This window comes from Halosolutus amylolyticus, from assembly GCF_023566055.1.
Lineage (GTDB): Archaea > Halobacteriota > Halobacteria > Halobacteriales > Natrialbaceae > Halosolutus > Halosolutus amylolyticus.
On the sequence record NZ_JALIQP010000001.1, the window covers coordinates 418202 to 444499 of the forward strand.

A 26298-nucleotide genomic window follows, 5' to 3' on the forward strand; every position below is an offset into this window, starting at 1 on the left:
GCGGGACTCACCCCGCTCGATCGCCGTCGAGGCGCCAGGTGAAGATCGCTCGAAGGACGACGACGAGACTGTTTCGCTCGCCGGCACCCCAGATCGCCGTCTCGTCGATCGCCGTCTCGTCCGCGTGCCCGTCCACGAGCGCGCTGACGAGCGCCGTCTCCTGGTCGGTAATCAACAGGCTTCCGGCGGGCGTGTCTTCCCACTCCCAGAGCGTGTCGAACAGGTCGGCCGACGGCACCGTCTCCTGGATACGCCCCTGGACGTCGTCGGAGATGCCCGCCAGATGGATCTCGACCCCGCGATCGGCGGCGGTCTCGAGCCGCTCGAGGTGTTCCTCGGTGAGCAACTCGTCGATGGTCATGTAGACGATCTGTTCCTCGGCGTCGGCGATGAACTCGTCGATGCGCGAGGACACCGCCTCCCGACCGGTGACCGTCCAGACGCCGAACTGTTCGCGCTGGGGCTGGGCTGACCCGATCGCCTCCAGACACTCCGCGAGTTCGGTAATGGTGTTCTCACGTTCGACGTTGAGCGTGCGGACGATCGTCTCCTCCGAGACCACCGTGAATTTTCGCGGCGTCGTGTGCTGGATGTCGATTAGCCCCCGTTCGTGGAGTCGATCGGCCGCCTCGTACACGCGAGTCCGGGGGACGTTGTTGACGCGGGTGATGTCCTGGGCGGTCCCCGTCCCGAGTTGAAAGAGATTGATCAGCGTCTGGGCTTCGTACTGGGAGAGTCCGAGTTCCTGGAACCGGTCGAGTGCCTTGGCTTCGGCCTGCTCTTCGTCGAACGACACCATACGAGAGCCGACGACGGAGAGCCGGAAAAAGCCCCCACCAGCCGACGGAGGCCGCTCGGGAGGACAGACGCGGCCGGCACCTGCTCACGGACTGGCATTCCGGGTACCGAGACGCCCGCGCGATCCCCTTGCGCGCTCCGGCGGGCCCGTTATCCCGTCGGCGGGCTAACGACGGGTATGGGATTCACGAAACTCCTCCGCTCGAAAGCGACCCGATCGCTGACGGTCGTCTCGGTACTCAAGGACGCGAAGACCGCGCTCGATCGCGGAAATCGAACGCGCGCGATCGCGTTGCTCGGCGTCGCGGTCCTCGCCTGGAAGTGGACGGTGGTCGGCCTCGCCGCGCAGGGCGTCGTCAAACTGCTCCGGGCCGGTCGGGGCGGGTCGTCGGCCTCGAAGCCGGCGTAGACGACTGATCGGCGGGAGTCGGCGCTGGTCACCCTAGTCGCCGAAATCCGCGTCGTCGACGTGCTCGTTGGCCAGGTCGTCGATCAGATCCTCGACCTCGTCGGCTTTCTCGTCGTCCAGGTACTCGACCGCGCCGACGCCGCGGCCGCCGCTTTTGGCCGTTCTAAGCGCGTTCTCGTTCAGGTTCCCGTCGGGATCGACCACGGGGAGTTTGAGGTCGGTGAAGTTCTCCGGCGGGAACCCCGACGCCGAGAGGATGAAGTGGTCCGCCACCTCGCCCAGGTCATTGGTACTGAAGTCCTCGAGTTGCGGGTCGTCCCACTCCTCGGTGGTCGTCCCCGAGAACTCGGGGTCGTGCATCTCGTAGTCCGTCATCGCCGGCGCTACGATCGGCCGACCGATCGGCGAGATCCTTGCAGATTCAGGATACCGAGACCGATCTAACGAACGGCTACGCGAAGTCGTCGACGAGCGGGAACGTCGCCAACTGCGCCGCCGAGAGCAACACCCGGTCCTTCTCGTAGCCGTGGGCGATCGACTCGACCATCCCGTCGCCGTCCGTTAGCGGGACGAACCGGACGATCGTCCCTCGCTCGTCGATTTCGAGCACGAGAAGCCCGTGCGGGAACGACGAGACCGCCGGCACGGTGAGTTCCGTCACGCCGTCGGCGCGCTCGATCGCGGGGAAGTGGAGGTGACCGGTAACGACCAGCGCGACGTCGTGACTCGCGAGGAGTTCGACCAGCGGTTCGGGGTTCGAGAAGCCGGGGACCTCGCCCGCGACCGGCAACTCCGCACGGTATCGCTCGTAGAGGTCGCCCGTCGCCGGGAGGTTGTGGTGGACGACGACGATCGACGCGTCGGCGTCGGCGTCGGTCAGCGCCTCGTCGAGCCACATCAGCTGTTCGGCGTCGATCCGTCCGTCCCACGTCTCCGCGGGCGAACCGGGGGTCGCGGCGTGGCTGTCGAGGCCGAACACGACGAGTTCGCCGAACTGAATCCAGAACGGGAGGCCGCCCGGCGTGTACCGGTCTTCGAACGACCGAATCGACAGCGACTCGCGGTCGTCGAACGTCGTCGGGTAGTCGTGGTTGCCCGGTACCGCGACCACGGGCGGATCGAAGGCAGCGAGGTCGTCGAACAGGTCGAACTCCGCGGGCACGCCGTTGCGCGTCAGGTCGCCCGCGACGACCACCCCGTCGACGTCCCGCTCGTTCACGGCCGCGACGGCGCCGCGCAGGTGCCGTTCCGTGCGGTGAAATACCTTCCACGTCCCGGTCGCGTCCGTCGCGAGGTGGACGTCCGACAGGACCGCGAGCCGTGTCGGCTCGGTCGCCCTCGGCCGATCGAGACGGGCGAGCGGTTGTCCGGAGTGCGGTCGAGCGATCATCGGTCGATCGGACGGGACGGAGGCGGGTAATCCTCACCCCGTCGCTCGCGGCGTCTATCCCCGACGTCAAATACCGCAGGCGGCTGCAGGCCCGGCCGATTCGGCGAAACGCGTCCGAATTGTGACAACGGAGACGGACGCAAGATTTTCACCGACCGACTCGATCGAATCGCCGGGAAAGGACCCGAATCGCCGAGCAGATCCCGTTCGAAGAACGCGAGCAATGAACACGAGCCTCGAAGTCGAGTACTGGGTGATCGATCGAGACGGCGACCTCACGTCGCCGGGCGACCTCACCGACGTCTCCGAGCGGACGGTCGAGGAGTTCGTCGAACCGGTTGTCGAACTGAAGACGCCGCCCTGCGAGTCGATCGAGGAGCTCCGGCGACGGTTCCTCGAAGAACTCGACGACGTCCTCTCGCGGGCCGACGAGGTGGACAAACGACTCGCTCCGCTGGGAACGCCGATCAACTGCGACGGGATCACGCGCCGACCCGGCGAACGGGGCCGAATCCAGAAGCAGGTCGTCGGGTCGGACTTCGACTGTGCGAAGCACTGCGCGGGAACCCACGTCCACGTGGAGAAGCGAAACGTCACGGACCAGCTCAACACGCTCATCGCGCTGGATCCGGCGCTCGCGCTCGTCAACTCGTCGCCGTACGTCCAGGGCAATCGCGTCGCAAACGGTGCACGCGCCTACTGGTACCGGAAGGAGGGGTATCGACGGTACCCGAAACACGGCCAGCTCTGGGCCTACGTCGAGAACGTCGGCGAGTGGCACCGCCGCCTCGAACACCGCTTCGAGGAGTTCAAGACGGCGGCGACCGAGGCCGGCGTCGACGAGGCGGCGATCGAGGAACACTTCTCGCCCGACGACGTCGTCTGGACGCCGATCCGGCTCCGGGACTCGATGCCGACCGTCGAGTGGCGATCGCCCGACGCCGCGCTCCCGAGTCAACTGCTTCGACTGACCCGGGAACTCCGGGCCGTGATGGAACAACTCCACCACACCAACGTGCAGATCGAGAACCGGACCGGTGACGCGCCCGGCCACGTCTCGAGCGAGGGCATCTCGCTCCCCGAGTTCGACGTCACCTGTGACCTCGCGGAGGCCGCGATCCACGCCGGCCTCGAGAACGACCGCGTCGCCGCCTACCTCGATCGGATGGGATTCTCGGTCGGTGACTACCACCCGATCACGACGCGGATCGACGGCCGCCAGTACGTCACCAGGAGCGACGCCCGCGACCTGCGACTCGAGTACGCGAGCGCGCTCGAAGCCGACGTCGACGCCCTCCTGGGCGCGATCGAACCCTGAACGCTGGTCCCGTGACCAGTCGGCCGCGCCCCGACCACCAGGCCGGTCAGACGACGCCAGTGACGAACGCCAGTCCCATCCCGACGAGGACGACTGCCGTCAGCGTCGGCAGGTAGGGCGTGTAGCGCTCGATCCGATCGCGGTGGCGTTCGTAGCCCGCGATCAACAGTAGCGTCGGCACGACGATCGCGACGATCACCGCAAGCGAGTAGAGGAGCATCAACTCGAGACAGCGATCGGTCCCGGCACCACCACAGATCGCCAGGATCTGGACGGGTTCCTCGTGAGCGAACCCGAGCACGAGCGCCGTCGTCCCGAGCGCAACCAGACCGCGCTCGGCGTGTTGCTCGGTGAGATGCCGGTGCCCGCCGCCACCCGGCAACGCGGCGCGAATCCGATCGAGGGGACTCCGATCGTCGGTCCGATCGGTGTGGGCGTGGTGTTCGTGATCGTCGTGAGCGTGGTGTCCGGTGTGAGCGTGGTGTCCGGTGTGAGCGTGGTGTCCGGTGTGAGCGTGGTGTTCGTCGTGAGCGTGGTGTTCGTGATCGTCGTGAGCGTGGTGTTCGTGTCCGGCGTGTCCGTGATCGTGACCGCCGTCAGTGTGGCGGCCCACGTCGTGAGCGTGCGCGTGACCGCCGTGGTCGTCCAGTCCGTGTCCGTGACCGCCGTAGCGGTACTCGTGGATACCGAGCAGGATCAACAACACTCCGGCGACGCGGCCGAGCCACGGGCCGTCGGCGAAGTCGGCGAACGCGGTGAACCAGAAGTACGCCACGACGAGCACGACGCTACTGACGAGATGACCGATTCCGAGGATCAGCGCCGCGGAGACGCCGTACAGCCAGCGCCGTTGCCGATTGAGCGCGTAGGTCGCCGCGATCGGCCACCCGTGGTCCGGCAGGACCCCGTGGACGAAGCCAATCGCGACGACGCCGAGGACGACACCGAGTTCCATGTCGGATCGGCGTCGCTGCGGCGGTTTACAGGTTGTTATGATTCGATCCGGGGAGTCGTAATACGTCCACTAGGGATTGATAGATATGCCGTGAATAGTACTAGAACAACGGCTTCAACACCCGGATCGTTGTGAACTCAGTTCCCGTCCTTGTACTCGTACTCCGCCTCGGGATCCTCGACGCCCTCGGTTCGCGATCCGACCCAGGCACCCAGCGAGAGTCCGTAGACCAGATGCCCCGCGTGGAAGAGGGCGAGTTCGTCGCTGTCGAGTCGAATCCCGAGCAGTTCCTTCAGCATGAACTGGGAGCCGAACGCGGAGAGCACCATCCCGTAGACCGTCCCCCAGACGAGGCCCCGCTGTTCGGGTTCGATCGATCGTTCCGCGTCCTGGAGCGCGAACAGGCCGCCGAAGAGCGCCCCCGCCTGGATTCCGTACGCGAAGTGCAAGACGAGTCCGGCGATCGGATGGTCTTCGGGGTCCTCGCCGGTGACGTACTGGGACCAGAAGTTCGCCGACGGCGGCAGCGATCGCAAGATCGGCAGCCGGAACGCCGTCATGATGATCGTCGCGACGAACCCCGCCTGTAGCCCGCGAATCGCCGCGTAGGTCGCGTGTTCCAGCCGCGATTGCTGGGACATCGCCCGTGGGCCTTCCCGGGGTTCGGTCGTCGTTCGCAGCCGTCGGACGCGGTCTCGCAGAGACATCGCTTCGGAACGTGTACCACCGACGGCTCCTTAACCCCCCGGCGCGCGGTGTAATGCCGGGCCCCATCGATCGAGTCGACGACAACGCGCTTTTGCCCGTCCGGGACGAACGGGGGGCCATGACACGGGTCGAGGCGAAACTCGAGGCTGCCCGCGACGACCTCGCAACCCACGACGGGGTGCTGGTCGCGTTCTCCGGCGGGGTCGACTCCAGCGTGGTGGCCGCGATCGCCCACGACGCCCTCGGCGAGGACGCGGTCGCCTGCACCGCACAGAGCGAGACCCTCCCCGAGGCCGAACTCGCGGACGCGAAACGGGTCGCCGAGGAGATCGGCATCCGCCACGAAATCGTCGCCTTCTCCGAACTCGAGAGCGACGACTTCGTCGCGAACGACGACGATCGGTGCTATCACTGCCGGACGATGCGACTCGGCGAGATGCTCGAGACGGCCCGCGACCTCGGCGTCGAGACCGTCTGCGACGGAACCAACGCCGACGATCCGGGCGCGGGCCACCGGCCCGGCCTGCAGGCCGTCGACGAGTTGGACGTCTACTCGCCGCTTCTGGCCCACGAGATCACGAAGGAGGAGGTCCGGGCGATCGCCGACCACTACGGTCTCTCGGTCGCGGACAAACCCTCGATGGCCTGCCTCTCCTCGCGCATTCCCACCGGGCTGTCCGTCACCGAAGACCGACTCACGCGGGTCGAGCGGGCCGAAGCGCTGCTCCGGCAGTGGGGGTTCGACCAGTTCCGGGTCCGGGACCACGACGGCCTCGCGCGCATCGAGGTCTCGCCGGACGAACTCGATCGCGCGCTGGAACTGGAGTTCGTCGAGACCGTCCGCGCGGAACTCGCGGACCTCGGCTTCGACCACGTCACCCTCGACCTGCACGGCTACCGGACCGGGAGCGTCAGTCCCGAGGGCGAGAGCGAGACCCAGCACGAACACGCCCACGGGGACGAACGCGAGCACGAGACCGACCGGGATTCCGGGACCGGAGCCGGCGACCCCGTCGTCTCCGACGTCTTCGCGGCCGACTCGCGAACCGACGACTGATACGGTTTACTGTAAGTCAGTTCCGGCGCAACCGCCACCCGGATCGCGGTTGCGCCGGTAAATCGGTACAGCAATCCGTACGATACTGACGATCGCCTCCGCGGGCGACGGTTCGAGCGGCGACCCCGCGACGATTCCACACCGGCCCCGTCACGAACCCGAGGTCCTCGATCGTCCGAATATACCCAGGAGAGGAAGACGAACGTCCAGAATATAACCGACTTTTGCGTAGCGCGGTTACCGATAGTCGCGCTTCTGAACTCACGTCCGGTAATATTGCACAATGCGATACGGACGTAGCCGTTCCCCGGGTAGAGATGACCGATGGACGCCGACCTGCCGCCGAACTGGACGATCGAAGAGTGTCGGACCTACACCGCAGCCAGCAGCGATCGCGAACTGGAGTACCGGATCTACCGTCACGAGTCGGGCGACCTCCGGGTGAAGGTCGCCCCGGCCTCGCTCGACGGCGAAGAGCATCCCGGCTACGCGCTCACCGTGACGAGCTATCCCGGTCTCGAGTTCTCCGAGACGACTCGGGTCAGGACCGTCCTCCGGTTCGAACGCTGTGACCGGATCGCGGCCCAGTTCCTGGACCTGTTCTCGGCCTGTTACGACGGTCCGGGATCGCTCGAGGACGCCCTCGAGTACGCCGCCGATCGGACCCGAGAACATCGGTAACGAGCGACGCGTCGATCACAGTGGCCGACGGGTCGCGATCGCTGGAACCGATCGACGAGTCGAACCGGCGATCGGGTCCGAGACCGCCCGAAGAGCGCCGGCCGTCGTCACTCCCGCCCGACCCACTTCAGCACCAGGAGCGTCCCCTCGAACAGGAGGATCATCGTGATCGCGACGAGGATCGGTGCCATCCCCGTCGGGTCGAACGCGAACATGAACGCCAGCCCCGCGAAGGCCGCCCAGAAGTACAGTCGCTTCTGGGCCAGCCAGCGGCGGGTGGTCACGCCCATCATGATCGCGAGCATGATAAAGAGCGGAATCTGGAAGACGATCGCGAGAAAGCCCGTCAGCGTGATGATAAGGTTGAACGTCTCACCCAGTGCGTAGGCGATGCCCGCACTCCCCTCGGCGTAGTAGGTGAAGTACTGGAAGAGGATCGGCAACACGAGCAGGTACGAGAACAGCATCCCCAGCCCGGCGAGCACGACGCTCGTCGGGACGGCGGCGAGGTAGTACTTCCGCTCGTGGGGGTACAGCCCCGGCCGCATGAACAGGTAACACTCGTAGATGAACGCCGGCAGGGCGACCATGATCCCGAGCAACGCGGAGAGCTTGATCCGGGTCAGCCACAGCTCCAGCGGGTGGTAGACGTGCGGCGACGGCACCTCCTCGGTAGCGTACGGAAAGACGTTAAGCCAGATGTGCTCGATCGCCTGTGAGGCCCACAGCAGGCCGATGGCGGTCCCGGCCGCGCCGACGAGGAACACGACCGCGAGCCGGAGGACCATCTCCTCGATGTGATCGGCCAGCGGCATCTCCTCGTCGTCCGGGGGCGTCGAGATCCCGCCGACGTCGGTGTCGTCCGGATACCCCGGGCCGCCGGACCCGGGTTCGGGATGGTCACCGACGACGCCCTCGCCGTCGGTCCGGGCCTCGATCGACTCGTCGTCCGCGCTCGAGGCGGTGTCGTTGTCCGCAGTCCGCTCGTCTGCACTCTCGTCGTCGATCGCGTCGTCGTCTGCCGTGGACGCTTCGGGGGCGTCTGCCGAGTCGTCCGCGTCGTCGGAGAAGATCGACTCGTCAGTCCCGTCGTCCGCCGTGGACGACGGATCACCCTCGTCGGGGTCGGCGTCGTCCGCGTCGTCGAAAACGGAGTCGACGTCGTCCCCGAAAAACGAGTCGGTGTCGGATTCGTCGTCGCGTTCGGCAGGCTCGCTCGAGCGATCGGCGGGAGCTACCTGTGGCTCGTCGGACCCGTCACCGTCAGCCCTCTCGTCCGACTCGTCCGGCATCTATCGGGATATAGATAGGCCGCCGGTTATAGGCCTTTTTCTTACAGAGGCTGAGAAGGGTTGACAAGAGGCGGCTGGAATACTCGCGTCCCGCGCTCGGCAGCTCGCCCTACTCGAAAGGTTGATAACTGGATGTCAGTTACCAACGAGCAGTCAATGAGTTCTGCCGTCGACGAGGACACAGCCCGGGCCATCAACACCGGCCGGGAGACGCTCGGCGCACTGTTCTCGAGTGCGCAGACGCATCTCCAGAAGGTGTTCATCGTGTTCGTGATCGGATTTATCGGCTCCTTCTACGCCCTGCGCGTCTTCATCTGGGACTTCCTCGAGACGACGGCGAAAGCGGAGATGAGCCAGGAGGTCGCGGACGCGACCACGATCATCACCCGAACGCCGTTCGAGGTGATCCTGTTGCAGGCCAAGATCGGGATGCTCGTCGGGGTCGTCATCGCGATTCCGGCCCTGCTCTACTTCGCCAGGGATCCGCTCCGCCGCCGCGGCATCCAGTCGGCCGTTCCGATTTCCAAGTGGTACGTGGCCGGCCTCGTCGCGACCTCGCTCACCCTGTTCGTGATCGGCGTCACCTACGCCTACGCGATCTTCTTCCCCTATGCCTTCGACTTCCTCGGGGCCGTCGCCCACGACGCCGGCGTCACCCCGAGCTGGGGGATCACCGAGTTCACCGAGTTCATCGCCCTGCTGACCCTCTCGTTCGGTCTCGCGGCACAGCTCCCGCTTCTCATGAGCGTGCTGTCCTACACCGAGATCGTCTCCTACGAACTCTTCCGGGACAAGTGGCGACACGCGATCGTCGCCATCACGGTCTTCGGGGCGGCGTTCTCCCCGCCGGACCCGTTCACGCTGGTCATGTGGGCGCTGCCGCTCGTCGGCCTCTACGTCTTCAGCCTCGGACTGTCGAAGGTCGTCACCAACATGCGTCGCCGCGGGGCCGCCGAACTCGACACGGGAGCCGGGTTCGTGAAACGGCGGTTCCTCCAGTTCGTCGGCGCGCTGGCGATCGTCGGCGTCGGGACGGCCGCCTTCGTCAACCGGGACGGGTTCGACCGGCTGGAGGAGGCCGTCTATCCGATGTTGCCCGCCCCCTACCGGCCCGAGGGAACGTTCGGCCTCGAGTCGATCGCGGCCCAGCACGGACTGCTGGGTGACGCCGCCGTCGGGGCGATCGTCGCGGCCGCCGTCGGCTTCCTCGTACTGATCGGCTACACGCTGAAGGTGTTGCAGTCCCCGGTCTACCCCCGTGAGGGGGACCTCCGGAGCGCGGACGACCCCGACGACGTCGACTTCGAGACGCTCGCGGCCGACGACGTCGCGGAAGTGCCGGCGCAGGTCTTCCTCGCGATGGAGGAAGAGGAGGCCCTCGAGTACTCCCGGCAGGCGATGTACGACGACGACCGGGCGAAGGCGGAGGCGATCCTCGACCGGTTCGACTCGCTCGAAGACCAGCGGAATGGCGACGGAAGCGACGGAAGCACCGCGAGCGGGTCCGCCAAAAGCCCGTCCGGCAGTGGCGCGGCCGCCGAAGGCGGCGACGAGGAGGAGAGCCTCTTCCCGAGTACCGCCGCCGGGATGCTCGATCCGTTCACCGAGGAGGAGACCACCGAGGAGGACATCGGCGGCTACGCCTACGACCTGGCGTTCATCGTCGACAGCCTCACCTCGAAGACGATCTACATCGTCGGCGTGTTCATGGCCGTTCTCGCGGGCACGTTCCTGGCGATGTACCAGGGCGGGTTCGGGATCATCCTCGCCCAGTTCGTCGATCGCGTCCCCGACGAGGTGCTCGCCGAGGTCACGGACAGGGACGTCTCGGAGATCGCCGCCGCGGATTCGCCGGCCGAACTGACCGACCTCATCAACGAGATGGGGCTCGTCGTCGCGCTCCACCCCGTCGAGGTGCTGATCTTCATGGTGAAGGTAAGTACGATCCTCGCGTTCATCGCGGTCGTCCCGCTGATCTTCTACTGGGGCTGGCCGGCGGCCAGGGAACGGGGCCTCGTCCGCGGGGACCAGCGCGTCTTCCTCGTCTGGGGCGGGACGCTGTTCGCCGGCTTCGGCCTGGGACTGTTCCTCGGGTTCTACTGGGTCGCACCGGCGGTCATCTCGTATCTCATCACCGACGCCGTCCAGAACGGGATGGTCGTCACCTACCGGATCAACAGCTTCTCGTGGCTCGTGATCTACACGACCCTCGGGATCGGCTTCCTGTTCAACATCATCGTCACGATGGCGCTGTTCCACGTCGGCGGCATCGTCAACTACCGGACGATGCTCGATCGGTGGCGGCCGGTCGTCGTCGGCATCTTCACCGTCGCCGCCTTCGCCAGCCCGAAAGGCATCCTGACGATGCTGCTGGTGGCGATCCCGATCGCACTGACCTACCTGCTCGGCCTCGCCGTGCTGTACGTGCTCACGCTCGGCGGGCGACTCTTCGGCGGTGGCGGCGCAAGCGGTGCGGACCCCGAACCGGAGGCCGACGCCGGTGTGACTCCCGAGTGACGGAGGCGGTCCGACGATCGCCGTTCGTCGACGCCCGAGAAACGACGCTTAAGGCGTCCGCCTGCGAACGCCCCGCACATGCCCAAGATCAGCGTCGAAATCCCACAGGAGTTGCTCGAAGACCTGGACGACCACGTCGGGGACGACGGCAAGTTCGTCAACCGGAGCGACGCCATTCGCGCGTCGATCCGGAAGACGCTCGACATCTTGGACGAGATCGACGAGCGTCACGATCGACTCGAAACGGACGAATAGTGTTAGCGCTCGGCAAAAGCAACTAAATGAGTTCCGGTAAACGTCAGTGGTAATGACAGCCCCGGAACGCGATCAGCGTGACCGAACGTCCACCGAAACGATCGAACTACCGGCGACCGCGGCAACCCAGCGCGCGCTCCACGAGGCGATCGGTCATCTCTACGACGAACTCGCGGCGACCGGCAACGTGGACGCCGTGGAAGCGGGCCACGTTCCGGACGAGGTGTTCGAGGGTATCGAGGACCTCTACGTCGGGTCCGCAGAGGAGTCGATCGCGAGCGTCGAGATCAGGTACGAACTGATAGAGTAGGGGAGAGAACGATCGGCACGGACGGCGGCTGGCAACATCGACGCGCCGCCCGATCGGCGATCAGTCCCGATCGACGGGTTCTGCGAACCCGAAGTTGGGTTTGACGTCCTCGACGCGAACCCGGACGGTGTCGCCGGTCTCGGTGTCCGGAACGAACAGTCGGTAGCCGTCGATGGAGGCGATCCCGTCGCCCTCGCTACCGACGTCGACGATCTCGACGTCGAGTTCGTCGCCCGCCCGGACCGGGGCCGTGAGTCGGCCCTTCGCGACGAGGTAGATCTCGGACGACTCGTCGCGAGACGCCTTCGGGGCCGTCGCGCGAACGTACTGGAACTCGTCCTCGACGTCGGCCCGGAAGTCGTCGACGTCGGGGCCCTCGAAGACCTTCACGACGAAATTCCCGCCCGTATCGAGGAGTTCGAGCGCCGTCTCGAACGCCTGTCGCGCGAGGTGGAGCGATCGGGCCTGGTCGAGCGAGTACTCGCCGGACATGTTGGGAGCCATGTCTGAGATGACGGCGTCCACGGAACCGCCCGCAGCATCGACGACGCGCTCGCGCGTCTTCTCCTCGGTCATGTCCCCCCGGATCGTCTCGATCCGATCGTTCAGGGAGGAGTCGTCGAGGTCTTTGATCCGCTGGAGGTCGACGCCGATGACGGCCCCCTGTGGGCCGACCTTCTCGGCGGCGACCTGGAGCCAGCCGCCGGGTGCGGCACCGAGGTCGACGACGGTGTCGCCCCCGGAGATGACGTTCTCGAGGTCGTCCAGCTGTTTGAGCTTGTAGGCCGCCCGCGATCGGTACCCCTCCTGTTTCGCCCTGTTGTAGTAGTCGTCTCGTCGTGTCATAGAGACCTCACCGAATTCCGAGATACGTATCGGCCGAGAGTTGCCGACGAATTCGCGTTCATATCTGTTGTGACGCAGTCGAAGCGGAAAGGTACGTCGGAAACGCGGCTGGCTGCTTCGGAGACCAGCTCTGCAACGTGGGTTCGGGATCCGGCAACCGTTCCGATTCTCGTGGCGTCGTCCCGAAAAGTCGACTTTCGGTTCGAGGTGACCACCCGGTGCGTCAACGTATTACTCGAAGATGGGGACTGGTTCCCGTACAGCTATTCAAGAACTGGGGGAGTGAGTCCGGAACTCGGCCGGCTACAGTAGCTACTGGACGTCAGTACACACCGATCGTACAGCCCTCGTGCGATCGGGTGTGTAAATCGTTTCAGCTGTCACTACAGTAGGTCAGACAGGTCGGGAGGAGGAGTCGTAGTAGTCGTCTTTTCGAGCCACTTCGTGCCGGAGCGTAGTCGGCTGCGACGGATATAGTAGCCACTGAAAGTCAATGCACACCTGATCGCAGGACAGCTTTGCGATCAGTGTGTAAATCGTTTCAGTGGCTACTATAGGTGTAGTGGAGCGGCCGCCGCTCGAGCCGGTCCGGCGATGGGGCCGATCGAGGTGGTGTGATCGACCGGTTCCCGGATGTCGACCGAGTCTATAATAATATACCGTTCGGGATGAAGAAAACGAAATAACCGATCGAATTCGCCGTAACTGGTCGCGATGGCAGGGGTATATAGTCACGGATATCGGACTTACAAAGTTATTTGTATCTGAAATGGAATTCCCACGATATGCCTCGCAAAACAGGTGGACGACGCGTAACGCGACGAGACGTGCTGCAGTCGGGCAGTGCTGTCGGCCTCACCGCGATGGCCGCCGGCTGTCTGGGGGAGTCGGACGACGGGGACGGCAACGGCGGTGACGGGAGCGACGAGATCACGATGGTCCTCAACCCCGCGGAGTCGAGCGTCGACATCCAGGAACAGTACCGGCCACTGGCCGAGCACATCGAGTCGGAAGCCGACGTCTCGGTCGAACTCAAGCGAGCGGGCAGTTACGTGGCGACGCTACAGGACATTCGTAGCGATCGCGCCCACCTCGCGGACACGTCACCGTCGGCCGCCGTCGCGGCCCGCGACGCCGCCGACGTCGTCGGGATGCGCGTCCAGTACGGGGCCGCGCGGTACTTCTCGCTGATCACCACGACACCCGACAGCGGGATCGAGGAGTTGAGCGATCTCGAGGGGGAGACGATCGCGATGGGGTCGCAGCTCTCCGTGTCGGGGACGCTCGTCCCGATGACGATGCTCAAGGACGCCGGGCTCGACACCGGGTCGGCCCCGGACGGCGATCCGGTCGACTTCGAGGCCGAGCACTCGGATCACGATACGGCGCGCGAGCACCTGTTCAACCGGCCGGAGATCGTGGCGGCGACGACCGGCGCCTTCTCGACGGCGGGCCACGTGCCACAGGAACAGTTCGACGAACTCTCCGAGGACTTCGCGGAGATCTCCGCCGAGTACGAGAACGCCGGTACCGAAGACGAGGAACTGCAACTGCTGGCCGTCTCCGATCCCATCCCGCGCGCGCCGATCATGGCCCGATCGAACTGGGACGACCCGGTTCGCGAGGACGTCGAGGAGGCCATCCTCAACGCCGAACCGGAGGACCTCAGTCACGAGGAGGGGTACGAGGGCGAGGAACTCTGGTTCTCCAACGTCGTCGAGGGCTCCCACGAGGACTACGAACCCATCCAGCAGGTCCTCGACGAACTCGGACTCGAATTCGAAGACATTTCGTAATCGGCCTCGGGCTAGCTTTCACTATCTATGAGCCAGATAACTGTGGACGGGCTTACGAAAGAGTACGGCGACACCGTCGCGCTCGACGACGTCTCCTTCGAGATCGACTCGGGGGAGTTCGTCGTCGTGCTCGGCGTCTCCGGGTCCGGAAAGTCCACCCTGTTGCGATGTATCAACGGACTCACGGCCCCGACCGACGGCACCGTCGCGATCGACGGCGATCGGATCACGAGCCCCCGCGACGACGTGGCGATGATCTTCCAGCGACACAACATCATCGGCCAGATGAGCGCCTACTCGAACGCGCTCACGGGTTCGTTGAGTCGGAACGGGTTCGTCCGAAGTCTCCTTCGTCTCCAGAACCGCGACGAGAAACTCCGCGCGCTCGAGGCGCTCGAGACCGTCGGTCTCCTCGACGAGGCCCAGCAGAAAGCCCGTCAGATGAGCGGCGGCCAGCAACAGCGCGTCGGGATCGCCCGGGCGCTCGTCCAGCAGCCGAACGTCTTGCTCGCCGACGAACCGGTCGCGAGCCTCGACCCGGGGAGCGCCCAGCAGGTCATGAACTATCTCCGGGCCGCCGCCACGGATCGCGGCCTGACCGGGATGGTCAGTCTCCACCAGGTCAACCTCGCCCGGAAGTTCGGCCAGCGATTCATCGGCCTCCATGACGGGACGAAAGTGTTCGACGGCTACCGCGACGAACTCACGATCGACGCGATCGACGAGATCTACGGCGACATCGACACCGAGGGAATGGTCGTGGTGGCGGACGACGACGGGTCGTCCGCCGTCGACAACCAGGGGGCGGTCTGATGAGCGGGACCGCCGCAACGGATCCCGAATCGGGAGCCGACGCCGCCGACCGCGTCGTCGATCGACTGGAGCGCATCCGCCACTCCCGGCGCATCCAGGTCGTCGTTGCTACGGGGCTCGTCGTCACCGTCGCCATGCTCTTCGCCCAGGCGCTCAGCGCGGTCGGCTTCTTCAGCGAAAGCTACCAGTGGGACTTCTTCGCCGAATCGCTCCGGGACTTCTTCCCGATCACGCTGTACTTCACGGGGCTGCCGTTCGTCGAGGGAATCCCGTTCATCGACTACCGCCAGTACTGGGCGTTCATCAGCGATCGGAACCTCCTCTTCGATCCGGCGAGTTTCGATCAGTTCGTCGCGAACCCGATCGGCTTCGTCTTCGGAAGCGACCTCGGGATCTTCTCGCTCTTCGGCGAGGCGGGGATCACGCTTGCGATCGGGTTCGCCGGGACGATCCTCGGCTTCCCGCTCGCGTTACTGTTCGGCATCCTCGGCTCCGAGCGCGTGACGCCGTTCCCGTTCAACTTCCTGTTCCGGGGCACGATGTCGGCGATCCGGTCGATCCCGGCGCTCGTCTGGGCGCTGATCTACATCCCCCTGGCCGGACTGACGCCGCTCGCGGCCCTGCTCGCCGTCGGCACCGACACGGTCGGGAACCTCGGCCGCCTGTTCACCGACGAACTCGAGGAGATCGAGGACGGCCCGATCGAAGCGATGGAGACCACCGGCGCCAGTCGTCCGCAGGTCATCGTCTTCGGGATGCTGAGCCAGGTGCGGACCTCCTTTATCGCCTGGACGCTGTACATCTTCGAGATCAACGTCCGCATCGCCGTCTCCCTGGGAATCATCGGTGCCGGCGGACTCGGCGAGATCCTCGACATTCAGCAGGGGCTGTTCCAGTTCACCAACGCGATGGCGACGCTTCTGTGTATCTTCCTGCTGATCATCTCCGTCGAACTGTTCAGCCAGCGGATCCGATCGCGGCTCCGTGAGGACGACGACCCGATGGGCCTCGGCGAGTTGCTCCTCGGCCTGCCCCGGCGGCTGGTCGAGTCGCTCGCGCGCTGATCGGTGCCGTCCCGGGGACGCCGGTTCCACCGGGTCGGTTCGCTCCCTCCCGGCCCCGCCCGCGCGTAAAGGGTGGCTTTTTATGGCAACCGTCCGTACCCCGACGCATATGTTCAAGGCCATCGTGAGCGCGGAAACGCTCACCAGCGCGCTCGACTCGGTGAGTGTGCTGGTCGACGAGTGCAAGATCCACCTCGAGGAGGACGGCCTCGAAATCCGGGCCGTCGATCCCGCGAACGTCGGAATGGTCGACCTCTCGCTCGATGCGGCAGCGTTCGAATCCTACGACGCTGACGGCGGGCTGATCGGCGTCGACCTCTCCCGGCTCGAGGACATCGCGGGCATGGCCGAATCCGGCCAGCTGATCCAGCTCGAACTCGACGAGGAGACCCGGAAACTCCACATCCAGATCGACGGGCTCGAGTACACGCTCGCGCTGATCGACCCCGACTCCATCCGTCAGGAGCCGGACATTCCGGACCTGGACCTGCCCGCCGAGGTCATCCTCGAGGGCAAGGACGTCAACCGATCGGTGAAGGCGGCGGATATGGTCTCCGATCACATCGCGCTCGGCGTCGACGAGGGCGAGGAGTACTTCTACGTGGACGCGGAGGGCGACACCGACGACGTCCACCTCGAACTCACCGAAGCGGATCTGATCGACCTGCAGGTCGGCCCGGCCCACTCGCTGTTCTCGCTGGACTACCTCAAGGACATGAACAAGGCCATCCCGAGCGACACCGAGGTCACGCTCCACCTCGGCGAGGAGTTCCCCGTCAAGATCTACTTCGGCTTCGGGGACGGCCAGGGTCAGGTCACCTACATGCTGGCGCCACGTATCCAGAGCGACTGAGCGCGACCGGAGGCGCTCCGCTCGATCGGCCGGCGATATAAAAGCGCCACATGAAAACCACCCCTTCTACCAGTATCGCCGCGGTAGGGAACGTATGCCCTCCAGAGACGACGCCAGTCAGCGCGAGGACGCCTTCGTGACGACGTTCGATCCCGGTGCCGGCGAACGGGCGAGCAACACCGTCGTGACGGCAGTCGCATCGGTGACCGGCGACGAACCGGCCGATCTCTCGCCCCTCTACGACGTCGTGGAACCGGACGCGCTCGACGCCCTGTGTGCCCACGCCGATCGAACCGGCGGCGACTCCGGCCACCGGCTGTGGTTTCCCTACGAGGGGTTCGACGTCTGCGTCCACAGCGACGGCGAGGTGCGCATTCTCGAGACGCCGTCGACCGCGAGCGCGTAGTCCGACGGCGTGAAACCGGACGGCGCGAGCGCGGCCCCGCGCCGGTGGGTCAGGCGTGCTCGCGTCGATCGCTCACTCGTGTTCGGCCAGAAACGACAGCAGCGTCTCGTTGACGCGGTCTGCGTCCTCGATGAAGAAACAGTGTGACCCGCCTTCGACGAGTTCCAGCCGTGCGCCCGCGATCTTTTCGGCCAGGAGTTCGCCGTTTGCGACCGGGACCACCCGATCGTTCGTCCCGTGGCAGACGAGCGTGGGGATGCGGATGCCGTCCAGCCGATCGCTCACATCGAAGTTCAGGACGGCGGCGGTCTGGGCCTCGCGTGCGGGGTCGTTCGCGTCCTGTTCGAGTCGCCACTCGATGATCCGGTCCATCAGGTGCGGGTTCCGGTTCGTGAATCGGTCGTTGAAGGCCGGCCGCATCCGGTGGCGGAGCGTCTCGCGCTCGTTCGCGCCGGACGGGACGTCGAAGATCTGTTCCTGGGTCTCCTCGGGGACCGGGACGGCATCCGGCCCGCCGTGGGACGTACAGCAGAGGGTGAGCGTCTTCGTCCGCGAGTACTCGAGCGCGTACCGCTGGGCGATCATCCCGCCCATGCTCGCGCCGACGACGTGTGCGTCGTAGATCCCCGCGTCGTCGAGCACCGCCTCGAGGTCGGCGGCCAGGCCGCCGATCGAGTAGCCCGCGAGTTTGAGGAGTAGCGGCGTCCGGAGTTTGCCGGGAAGCCGTGGGAGAAGCGGCGGCAGACCCGCGTCCGATCGACCCGTCCCGCGGTTGTCCGGGGCGATCACGCCGTACTCGCCGGCGACGGCCTCCCGCTGCCAGCGCCACATCCACCGCCCGTACCCGAGCCCCTGCACGAAGACGACGGGCGTTCCGTCGCCGTCGTCGCGCTCGTAGTAGATCGACACGCCGTCTCGACTCGCCCGTGGCATACCTGGAGTGACGTGTCGGGTGCCCTTGAAATCGACCCTCCCGGCACGGACCAATCGGCGATTACGCTCGCGGCCCACCGCGGCCGGCGGCCGACGATCGTCCTCACGGGGTGGTAAGATCGATTTACCGCCGCCGCCGGGGCCGATCGACTCACGACAGTCGTTCAGGAGAGAAAGACAGTCACGTCGATCGAGGGACCCGGCAACCAGCACGTTTACCCTGCCGCAGTAATATCTCGTTACCGATGCAGCGACTGCACGCCCGGTACCCGTTCCTCGAGGCCGCCCGCGACGCCGTGGCGACGGAGGCCGTCGATCTGGCCACCGTCGTCGAGCAGGATCGGGCGGTCGTCGACCGCGCCCGCGAGCGCGTCGTCGCCTCGCTCGAGGACGGCGAGACCGGTGCTCCGCGCCGCGACGCACGCGTCGAACTGCTCTCCTATCCGGTGGCCCGGGTGCTCGTCTCGATGGTCGACGAGCGGGTCCTCGTCCGGAAGTACGCCCGCGCCGAGGCGGCGACGGCGTACGATCGGTTCACCGACGACCTGACGGACACGACGGAACTGAAAAGCGTCGATTCGACGGGACTCGACGTCGATTCACTGTTGGCCGAGTTCGACCTCCGGGACGACGTCAGGGAGACGGAAGACGGGTACCGCATCGACGTCGGAACCTACGTTCCGCTCGCGGCGGACCTCTGGGCGGACGAGTGGCGACTGGTCAACCGGGCACTGGCCGACGGCGAGGTGCCGGTCACGGAGTCGGAACTACTGACCCTCCTCCGGGAGGCGATCCGCGGTCGGATCGAGGACGGACTGCCGTTCGACGTCCCCGATACGATCGCGACGGCACTGGAAGCCGAGGCCGCCGAGATCCGCGAGGTGCTGGCCGATCTCGAGTTGACCCGCGAGATCGACACCGTCGTTCCCGACCTGTTCCCGCCGTGTATGAAGGCGCTGCTGGACCAGATTCAGAAGGGCGAGCACCTGCCCCACCACTCGCGCTTTGCGATCACTGCATTCCTGGCGAGTATCGGAATGAGCACGGACGAGATCGTCGAACTCTACCGCGTGAACTCCTCGTTCGGCGAGGAGATGACCCGCTACCAGACCGACCACATTCGCGGCGACACGTCGCCGACGGAGTACTCGCCACCCTCCTGTGCGACGATGCAGTCCTACGGCGACTGCGTGAACAAGGACGACCTCTGCGAGACGATTCCGCACCCGATGGCCTACTACGAGGAGCGGATCGACGACGCCGACGACGAGATCGAGGACTGGCGCGAGACCGACAGCGAGAGCGCCTCCGCCGGCGACTGATACGGTCCCCTGTACCGGTTTCCCGGTGCAACCGCAGGACGATCGCGACGCGAGCGGGGTTCACCGGTCGCTATCGGAGTCGACGAAACGAGAGTGAGAGTCGAAACCCTAGACCGCGCTCTGGCTGTCGGCATCCTCGTCCGGGTCGAGGTCGTCGTCGGGATCGTTCAGGACGTACGCCAGCCCGATCCCGACGGCGGTTAGCAGGAAGATGAAGCCGACGATCGCACCGACGAGCATCTCGCCGCCGTCGCTCGAGAGGCTTCCGTTGTCCCCGCCGTACATCGACCCGATACCGATCATGATCCCGATCATCAGGAAGACGGCGGTGACGGCCACGGCGATTTCGATGAGCTGCTCGCGCTCGACCATTGTACGTTGGATTTTGCTGGCCCGGTCAAAAGCGCTTCGAAGGGAGGCTCGCGGATATCGCACCGGAACCGATCGCGCTGGCTCGTGACGACGCGAATGCGGGGGCGGTCGACGCCGCGGCGCGCTCGGCCGCGATCGGGTATATAAAGCGACGGCTGGAGCATGCAGGCGCGGTCGTTATACCGATCGAATCCCTATGTGATTCGAATAGCCACCTGACCGCCAAACCGCCGGCAGGACCGCTGGAATCGCAGTTCGCGGCCCCGCGCCGGCCACCCTCGACGCACCCATGAAAACAACAGCGTCACCGAAAGCACCACTGCCAGTTCCGTCCAACGACCACCTCGAAGAGCGGTCGCGCCGCGCCCGCGTCGAACCGATGTCCGTGCTGGCGCTCGGCGACGGCCTCTACGAGATCGAATCGGCCAACGACCACACCTATCTCGTCGACCTCCCGGCTGGCCGGTGTACCTGCCCGGACCACGTCTTCCGGGGCGTCCGGTGCAAGCACATCCGCCGGGTCGCGATCGAGATCAACGAGGGGCGGACGCCGCCGCCGGGCCGGATCGCCGTCGAGTGTCACGACTGCGAGACCGCGGTGTTCGTCGACGAGGACCACGACGGGCCGGTCTACTGCGACGACCACGAGATCCGGCCGGGCGATCCCGTCGTCGATCGCGAGACGGGCGATCGACTCACCGTCGTCGACGTCTCCGTGCTCCGGGCCGACGCCGTCCGGATCCGGCCGGAGGGGACCACCGTCGCCGAGTACGGGACGAACGAGAACTACGACCCGGACGTTCCCGTCGTCGGGGCGATCTACCCGCACGCGACCGTGGCCCGGAACGGCGTCGTCCCCGAGTCGCTGAAGGTCTACGTCTTCCCGCGGACGCGTCTCGAGAAAGCGACGTAAGACGTGGGCCGGCCCCGGTGAACGGTCGAGAACGGACGAACCGTTGACTGTCTCCCGTTTTATTACCGATCGTGGACAATTATCACGGTATGCCATCCGGGATCGACTACGGCCAGTTCGAGGAGGGCCGCGGCGTCAACTACTGGGCCCTCGACCGCGCCCTCCAGCGCGAACTGGAGCGGATCTACACCGACGCGGAGTTCGACTGGGCCGAATCTCGATTGAGCGAGTTCGGCGAAATCGTCGGCCACACGATCGCCGACAACGCCGATTACGTCGACGACCACGGGCCGGAACTGGAACCGTACGACAAGCACGGCGACGTGCAAAACCACGTCCGCTACCCGGCCGAACAGATCGAGAACGAGCGACTGAGCTACGAGATGGGGATCGTGGCGGACGCCTTCGAGGCGCCGCCGGGACGCGACGAACCGATGCCCCTCTCGCACAATCTCGCGATGCAGTACCTGCTGTGCTACGCGGACCCCGGCTTCGACTGTCCCGTCGCGATGACTGCCGGCGCGGCGCTCGTCCTCGAGAAGTTCGACGACGGCTCGCTGTCGGCGTACTACGACGGACTGACCGCGCGCGAGTACGACGACGTGATCGAGGGCGCGATGTTCCTCACGGAAGAGCAGGGCGGCAGCGACGTGGGCGCGAACGAAACCCGCGCCGAGTGGGACGAGGAGGCGGAGTGCTGGCGGCTCACCGGCGAGAAGTGGTTCTGCTCGAACATCGACGCCGAGGGAACGCTCGCGCTCGCCCGGACCGAGGGCGCGCCGGATGGGACCGACGGGCTCTCGATGTTCCTCGTCCCGCACGGGGATCTGGCCGGCAGTCCCGTCACCAAGGGCGATCGGATCGAGGACGGTCCGCTCGCGCCCGACGAGGTCAACGACCAGCTCTACCGCCGCCTCAAGGACAAACTCGGTACGATCGCCGTCCCCACGGGCGAGGTCGAGTTCGACGGCGCGAAGGCCTATCTCGTCGGCGAAGAGGAGAACGGCTTCAAACAGATGACCGAGATGCTCAACTTAGAGCGGCTCTCGAACGCCGCGGCGTCCTGTGGCATCATGGGCCGGGTACTGCTCGAGAGCAAGATCTACGCCGCGAACCGCGAGGCCTTCGGCGACACGATCGACCAGTACCCGCTGATGCGCGAGGACCTCGTCGACATGACCGTCGATCACGAGGCCGCGCTGACGTACGTCCTCGAGGCCGCACGGCTCTTTTCGGAGCGCGAGCGGGCCGAGCGGAGCGCGGAGCCGCGCTCCGCGGAAACGGCGAGCGGTGAAACCGCGAGCGCGGGGGAGGACGCCGAGGACGAGTACCGACTGATGCGGCTGCTGATCCCGATCGCCAAGGCCCGCACGGCCCGGATGGCCGTCGACACGGCCTCCTACGGGATGGAGGTCCACGGCGGCAACGGCTACGTGAACGATTTCGTCACGAACCGGATGCTCCGTGACGCGCAGGTGCTCCCGATCTGGGAGGGCACCGAGAACATCCTCTCGCTGGACGTCCTGCGGGCCCTCGAACGCGAGGGGGCCCACGAACCGCTGCGCGAGGCGATCGAGGACCGTCTCGAGACGATTTCACACCCGGCGCTCGCCGAGGCCGCCGAGACGGTCGAGTCCGAGTACCACGACCTCGCGAGCGCGCTCGCGACGCTGGCCGGAGAGGACGGCGAGTACGCCCAGCTCTCGGCGAAACGGCTCGCCCACTACGTTTTCGACGTCTTCACCGCGGCCCTGTTGCTCGAGGAGGCCCAGGCGGACCTCGAAGACGGGAACGGGCGGATGGCGCTCGTCGCCCGGCGGTTCGTCGCAAACGAACTCGAGGCCCAGGACGCGCGGGGGATCACGAGCGGCGATCGGTTCGCACTCGAGGCGTTCGAGCCGATCGTCCGCCACGCGCCGGTCGACCCCGAGACCGTCTCCGAGACGGTGACGGCCGACGACTAGGTTCGGAGACGGACGTTCCGCCGACGAGCGCGCCGACGTGGAGACGACCGCCCGGCCACTTCGACATCGGGATCGACCACTTCCCGGCACTCATACGGTTTACTGTACGTCATTTCCGGCGCAACCGCCGTCCGGATCGCGGTTGCGCCGGGAAATCGGTACAGCAATCCGTCTCAGTCGATCAGTCGAAAGTCGTCTTCCCCGCAGGTGCAGCTCTGCGGTCGCCCGATCGGTTGGATGCGTCCGTCGGCCCACACGCGGGCCGCGAAGATCGATCCGCAGTGTTCGCACGCGGCTACTCGCCGCGAGTGAGCGCTCGAGTCGCCCATGCCTCGGTCGGCGGAAGGCCCGTCCGCCGGATATCGGCTGGGCCCAACTAGTTGGGTACGGACGCGATCGACGATCGAAACCGGTCGTCCTCACGATCGTGCGACGAGTTCCATCGGCATCCCGCCGTCCGGATGCGCGGTCAACGACCCCCGGAGGTCGATCGGGCCCGACTCGACCCGCCGCAGGCGGAACTCGCGGGCGGCGACCGCCGCGATGATCGGCGCCTCGAGCATCGTGAACCCCTTGCCGATGCAACTGCGCGGGCCGGCCCCGAACGGGAAGTAGGCGTAGGTAGGGTGGCTCGGGTCGGCCCAGCGATCGGGATCGAACCGGGTGGGGGCCTCGAAGTGGCGCGGATCGCGGTGGGTCGCCCACTGCGAGAGCAGGACCAGCGATCCCGCGGGGAGCCGGTACCCCGAGATTTCGACCGGCCGATCGACCTGGCGGAAGAGCGCGTACACCGGCGGGTAGAGCCGCATCGTCTCCCGGAGGACGTTCCGGAGCGTCGCGAGTTCTCGAACGTCGGCGGCCGTCAGGTCGGTCGGGTCGTCGATCGCCGCGAACAGGGCGTCGACCTCCTCGTGGACGCGCCGCTCGACGTCGGGGTGGTCCGAGAGGAGCGCCCACGCGTAGGTGAGCACCAGCGCCGTCGTGTCGTGGCCCGCGAGCAGCATCGTCAGGAGTTCGTCGCGGATCCCCTCGTCGTCGATCGCGCCGGCCTCGCGGGCCCGCAGGAGGAGCGCGAGCAGGTCCCGATCGGACTCGTCGATCCCCTCCCGCCGCCGTCGGTCGACGAACCCCTCGACGATGCGCTCGAGTTCGGCGATCGAGCGATCGAACTCGCGCTGGCCGGCCGTCGGCACCCAGTCCGGCACCAGGAGTCGACGCGGGTCGGGTTCGAACCGGCGGCCGATCGGCTCGAGGAGGCGACGAATCTGACGCGCCCGGCCGGGGTCGAGGTCGATCCCGAACATCGCGTCGACGATGATCTCGAGGGTGGTCCGGGTCATCTCCCACTCGAGGTCGCGCTCGTCGCCGTCGTCCCAGCGATCGACCATCGCGGTCGCTCGCTCGGCCATCAGCGGGGCCAGCGAGGCGACCCGATCGGGGGCGAACGCCGGGCCGGCGAGGGAGCGGCGCTCGCGCCACGTCTCGCCCTCGCTCAACAGCAGCCCCTCGCCGAGGAGGTCGCCCAGCGCGTCGATCTGAAACGACGGTTTCGAGAAGGCCGACTCGTCGGTCACCAGGACGCGTTCCACGGCGGCCGGCGACGTGAGCAAGACCGTCCGGTTCGGGCCGAGATCGAAGGCCGCGACGTCGCCGTAGGTGTCGCGCAACTCCGTTACGAACCGGAACGGGTCCTCGGCGTACCGGGGGAGGGAACCGGCGATCGGGACGCCGCGCGGGCCGGGCGGACGAGTGTGCGAGCTCATCACACGGGAGTAGGGCCGAATCGTAAAGAGGGTTTGGCCGCTCTCGGGGCGTAACGATCGGTTTCGGCGGTCTCGATCGGCGACGTGTCCGGCGGTGAGTTCGGCGGCGGTCTCGATCGATCGGAGCCGAACCCGGGTCCCGGGCTACTCGAGAATCCCGGCTGCCTCTTCGACGTCCATCACGCCCTGTTCGACCGCGTTCAGGACGCGGACGATCTCCTCGTCGGGGCCGGAGTCGGCCTCGTCGACCTCCGCGAGCGTGACCTTCTCGCTCTCGCCGACGAACTCGGGAAAGTCCGTCCCCTCCGCGATCGCGGTCTCCTTCTTGACCCGGTAGTTGCCGCCGTCGGTGACGTGGAGGTCGGCGGGGTGAAAGAAGTACCAGTCCTCCCGATCGAACCGGACGCCGATACGGGGTTTCGCGCCGAAGTTGCGGGCGAAGTAGGTCAGCGCCTCGACCTCCTCGCCGGTGAGGTAGATCGGATCGCCGGCGCTCGATTTCGCCTCGATCGCGTAGAACTGCTCGCCGTCGCCGGCCAGCACGTCGGGGAGTTCGCGGTCGGTCGCAGAGCCGCTCGCGGGCGCACGCATCACCGCGAAGCCGGCCCCGTCGAGTTCGTTGACGAGTTCCCGCTCGCGGCGGTCGCCCTTCGCCTGGGACATACCCGATCCTCACCGCCGGTGAATAATAAAGGAACGGACCCGACTACAGCGGGACGATTCCGGCGACCGCACCGAGCAGCGAGGGTGCCGTTTCGGCGCCCTCGATGTCGTACTCGAGGGCCAGATACAGCAGGCCGAACTGGAACGCGTTGAAGGCCGCGTGGGAGGCGATCGGCACGACGAGGTTGTCGGACCGGGCGTAGACGTAGCCGAAGATGACGGAGCCACCGAAGACGATCGAGAGCGAGACGAGCGTCGCGAGCGCCGACTCGGCGAAGACGACGTAGACGGGGAAGTGAACCAGCGCGAAGATCGCGCTGGCGACGCCGACCGCCTGGAGCCGCGTGAAGGCCTCGTAGAGGCGCTTCTGGACGATATTGCGAAAGAGGAACTCCTCCGCCGGCGCGTTGAAGAAGACGACGATGAGGATCATGATCAGGATCATCGTCTGGTCGTCGTCGATGAACTCGAGGACCTGGCTGTCGGCGGCCGGCAACGAGAGGACCTGCACGAGCAATCCGACGACGAAGTAGAAGACCAGACTGGCGACGATGCCACCGACGACGTACAGCCAGCCGCGCTTCGAGGGGAAGCGAACGTCGACGTACGACCAGCCCCGGCCGGTCGCCGCCAGGTAGAGCGCCCCGGCGAGGACGAACCCGAGGAAGTTCAGGATCATGAAGACGGTCCGGGCTTCGATCGTGGCGTTCGCCGGCGACTCGAGGAGGGCGGGATCGAGCAGGAACGCCGGGAGCGTCGTGAACTGGGAGGCGAGGATCCCGAGCGCCGCCAGTCCGATCGCGACGAGCGTCGAACGGATCGGTCCGTCCGTCCGTTGTTGTGGAGGAGTCTCCATGCTACGGGGTATGGACACTGGCTCCTTGTGCGTTCCTCTCCTGG

At 66.3% G+C, this 26298-nt stretch carries 27 protein-coding genes; 15 read left to right on the forward strand and 12 right to left on the reverse strand.

Annotated features, from left to right (window positions below; genetic code table 11):
* Positions 1–7 precede the first annotated feature (7 nt).
* Entirely contained in the window at positions 8–799 is a 792-nt protein-coding gene (locus MUN73_RS02030) for a TrmB family transcriptional regulator (protein WP_250138780.1), read from the reverse strand.
* A gap of 177 nt (positions 800–976) precedes the next feature.
* On the opposite strand from MUN73_RS02030, the gene MUN73_RS02035 reads away from it, so the two are divergent.
* On the forward strand, positions 977–1207 hold the full coding sequence (locus tag MUN73_RS02035; protein ID WP_250138781.1) for a hypothetical protein: 231 nt from the start codon (positions 977–979) through the stop codon (positions 1205–1207).
* Positions 1208–1240: 33 nt separating this feature from the next.
* Here the strand turns inward: MUN73_RS02035 and MUN73_RS02040 are convergent, their stop codons facing one another.
* Both MUN73_RS02040 and MUN73_RS02045 read right to left on the reverse strand, forming a co-directional pair.
* A complete protein-coding gene (locus MUN73_RS02040) occupies positions 1241–1582 on the reverse strand; it encodes a hypothetical protein (protein ID WP_250138782.1) in 342 nt (113 codons plus the stop codon).
* Positions 1583–1658: 76 nt separating this feature from the next.
* Complete coding sequence (locus MUN73_RS02045) at positions 1659–2597, reverse strand: metallophosphoesterase family protein (RefSeq protein WP_250138783.1); 939 nt, start codon at positions 2595–2597, stop codon at positions 1659–1661.
* A 223-nt stretch (positions 2598–2820) separates the two neighbouring features.
* Here MUN73_RS02045 and MUN73_RS02050 point away from each other — a divergent pair, with 223 nt between their 5' ends.
* Positions 2821–3915 (forward strand): glutamate-cysteine ligase family protein, encoded by a 1095-nt coding sequence (locus MUN73_RS02050; protein ID WP_250138784.1) that lies wholly within the window; start codon positions 2821–2823, stop codon positions 3913–3915.
* A gap of 46 nt (positions 3916–3961) precedes the next feature.
* Here MUN73_RS02050 and MUN73_RS02055 read toward each other — a convergent pair whose 3' ends face one another.
* Positions 3962–4870 carry an ABC transporter permease gene (locus MUN73_RS02055; RefSeq protein ID WP_250138785.1) on the reverse strand — a complete coding sequence of 303 codons (909 nt, stop codon included), beginning with the start codon at positions 4868–4870 and terminating at the stop codon, positions 3962–3964.
* A gap of 137 nt (positions 4871–5007) precedes the next feature.
* A complete protein-coding gene (locus tag MUN73_RS02060) occupies positions 5008–5577 on the reverse strand; it encodes a DUF6789 family protein (protein ID WP_250138786.1) in 570 nt (189 codons plus the stop codon).
* Between the two features lie 119 nt (positions 5578–5696).
* Between MUN73_RS02060 and larE the strand changes: the two genes are divergently transcribed.
* Positions 5697–6635, forward strand: a complete 939-nt coding sequence (gene larE / locus MUN73_RS02065; RefSeq protein WP_250138787.1) for an ATP-dependent sacrificial sulfur transferase LarE — start codon at positions 5697–5699, stop codon at positions 6633–6635.
* Between the two features lie 324 nt (positions 6636–6959).
* Positions 6960–7316, forward strand: coding sequence for a hypothetical protein (locus MUN73_RS02070; protein WP_250138788.1), 357 nt, complete (start codon positions 6960–6962; stop codon positions 7314–7316).
* 107 nt (positions 7317–7423) lie between these two features.
* Here MUN73_RS02070 and tatC read toward each other — a convergent pair whose 3' ends face one another.
* Entirely contained in the window at positions 7424–8608 is a 1185-nt protein-coding gene (gene tatC, locus MUN73_RS02075; protein WP_250138789.1) for a twin-arginine translocase subunit TatC, read from the reverse strand.
* A 156-nt stretch (positions 8609–8764) separates the two neighbouring features.
* On the opposite strand from tatC, the gene MUN73_RS02080 reads away from it, so the two are divergent.
* The 3 genes from MUN73_RS02080 to MUN73_RS02090 all read left to right on the forward strand — a co-directional run bounded on the left by MUN73_RS02080 (position 8765) and on the right by MUN73_RS02090 (position 11690).
* Positions 8765–11125 (forward strand): twin-arginine translocase subunit TatC, encoded by a 2361-nt coding sequence (locus MUN73_RS02080; RefSeq protein ID WP_250138790.1) that lies wholly within the window; start codon positions 8765–8767, stop codon positions 11123–11125.
* Positions 11126–11203: 78 nt separating this feature from the next.
* Positions 11204–11380 carry a ribbon-helix-helix domain-containing protein gene (locus MUN73_RS02085; RefSeq protein ID WP_250138791.1) on the forward strand — a complete coding sequence of 59 codons (177 nt, stop codon included), beginning with the start codon at positions 11204–11206 and terminating at the stop codon, positions 11378–11380.
* A 52-nt stretch (positions 11381–11432) separates the two neighbouring features.
* Positions 11433–11690, forward strand: coding sequence for a hypothetical protein (locus MUN73_RS02090; protein ID WP_250138792.1), 258 nt, complete (start codon positions 11433–11435; stop codon positions 11688–11690).
* Between the two features lie 60 nt (positions 11691–11750).
* On the opposite strand, the gene MUN73_RS02095 is transcribed toward MUN73_RS02090, so the two are convergent.
* Complete coding sequence (locus tag MUN73_RS02095; protein WP_250138793.1) at positions 11751–12536, reverse strand: 23S rRNA (uridine(2552)-2'-O)-methyltransferase; 786 nt, start codon at positions 12534–12536, stop codon at positions 11751–11753.
* Between the two features lie 785 nt (positions 12537–13321).
* Here MUN73_RS02095 and MUN73_RS02100 point away from each other — a divergent pair.
* The 5 genes from MUN73_RS02100 (at position 13322) to MUN73_RS02120 (ending at position 17468) form a co-directional block, all read left to right on the forward strand.
* On the forward strand, positions 13322–14332 hold the full coding sequence (locus tag MUN73_RS02100) for a PhnD/SsuA/transferrin family substrate-binding protein (protein ID WP_250138794.1): 1011 nt from the start codon (positions 13322–13324) through the stop codon (positions 14330–14332).
* A gap of 27 nt (positions 14333–14359) precedes the next feature.
* The gene (locus MUN73_RS02105) at positions 14360–15145 is read left to right on the forward strand and encodes a phosphonate ABC transporter ATP-binding protein (protein ID WP_250138795.1); all 786 of its coding nucleotides are present in this window, start codon (positions 14360–14362) and stop codon (positions 15143–15145) included.
* Positions 15145–16209 (forward strand): phosphonate ABC transporter, permease protein PhnE, encoded by a 1065-nt coding sequence (phnE, locus tag MUN73_RS02110; RefSeq protein ID WP_250138796.1) that lies wholly within the window; start codon positions 15145–15147, stop codon positions 16207–16209. Before MUN73_RS02105 ends, phnE begins: the two co-directional genes overlap by 1 nt.
* Positions 16210–16318: 109 nt before the next feature.
* Complete coding sequence (locus MUN73_RS02115; RefSeq protein ID WP_250138797.1) at positions 16319–17062, forward strand: DNA polymerase sliding clamp; 744 nt, start codon at positions 16319–16321, stop codon at positions 17060–17062.
* A 94-nt stretch (positions 17063–17156) separates the two neighbouring features.
* Positions 17157–17468 (forward strand): HalOD1 output domain-containing protein, encoded by a 312-nt coding sequence (locus MUN73_RS02120; RefSeq protein ID WP_250138798.1) that lies wholly within the window; start codon positions 17157–17159, stop codon positions 17466–17468.
* A gap of 72 nt (positions 17469–17540) precedes the next feature.
* Here MUN73_RS02120 and MUN73_RS02125 read toward each other — a convergent pair whose 3' ends face one another.
* Positions 17541–18401 (reverse strand): alpha/beta fold hydrolase, encoded by an 861-nt coding sequence (locus MUN73_RS02125; protein ID WP_250138799.1) that lies wholly within the window; start codon positions 18399–18401, stop codon positions 17541–17543.
* 245 nt (positions 18402–18646) lie between these two features.
* Here MUN73_RS02125 and priL point away from each other — a divergent pair, with 245 nt between their 5' ends.
* Complete coding sequence (gene priL, locus MUN73_RS02130; protein ID WP_250138800.1) at positions 18647–19723, forward strand: DNA primase regulatory subunit PriL; 1077 nt, start codon at positions 18647–18649, stop codon at positions 19721–19723.
* A gap of 108 nt (positions 19724–19831) precedes the next feature.
* On the opposite strand, the gene MUN73_RS02135 is transcribed toward priL, so the two are convergent.
* A complete protein-coding gene (locus MUN73_RS02135; protein WP_250138801.1) occupies positions 19832–20095 on the reverse strand; it encodes a DUF7472 family protein in 264 nt (87 codons plus the stop codon).
* A gap of 289 nt (positions 20096–20384) precedes the next feature.
* Here MUN73_RS02135 and MUN73_RS02140 point away from each other — a divergent pair, with 289 nt between their 5' ends.
* Complete coding sequence (locus MUN73_RS02140; protein ID WP_250138802.1) at positions 20385–21008, forward strand: SWIM zinc finger family protein; 624 nt, start codon at positions 20385–20387, stop codon at positions 21006–21008.
* Between the two features lie 89 nt (positions 21009–21097).
* The gene (locus MUN73_RS02145) at positions 21098–22972 is read left to right on the forward strand and encodes an acyl-CoA dehydrogenase family protein (RefSeq protein WP_250138803.1); all 1875 of its coding nucleotides are present in this window, start codon (positions 21098–21100) and stop codon (positions 22970–22972) included.
* Between the two features lie 419 nt (positions 22973–23391).
* Here the strand turns inward: MUN73_RS02145 and MUN73_RS02150 are convergent, their stop codons facing one another.
* The 3 genes from MUN73_RS02150 to MUN73_RS02160 all read right to left on the reverse strand — a co-directional run bounded on the left by MUN73_RS02150 (position 23392) and on the right by MUN73_RS02160 (position 26254).
* Positions 23392–24735 carry a cytochrome P450 gene (locus tag MUN73_RS02150; RefSeq protein WP_250138804.1) on the reverse strand — a complete coding sequence of 448 codons (1344 nt, stop codon included), beginning with the start codon at positions 24733–24735 and terminating at the stop codon, positions 23392–23394.
* Between the two features lie 144 nt (positions 24736–24879).
* Entirely contained in the window at positions 24880–25398 is a 519-nt protein-coding gene (gene hjc, locus MUN73_RS02155; RefSeq protein WP_250138805.1) for a Holliday junction resolvase Hjc, read from the reverse strand.
* A gap of 43 nt (positions 25399–25441) precedes the next feature.
* The gene (locus tag MUN73_RS02160; RefSeq protein ID WP_250138806.1) at positions 25442–26254 is read right to left on the reverse strand and encodes a CPBP family intramembrane glutamic endopeptidase; all 813 of its coding nucleotides are present in this window, start codon (positions 26252–26254) and stop codon (positions 25442–25444) included.
* Between the last annotated feature and the right edge of the window lie 44 nt (positions 26255–26298).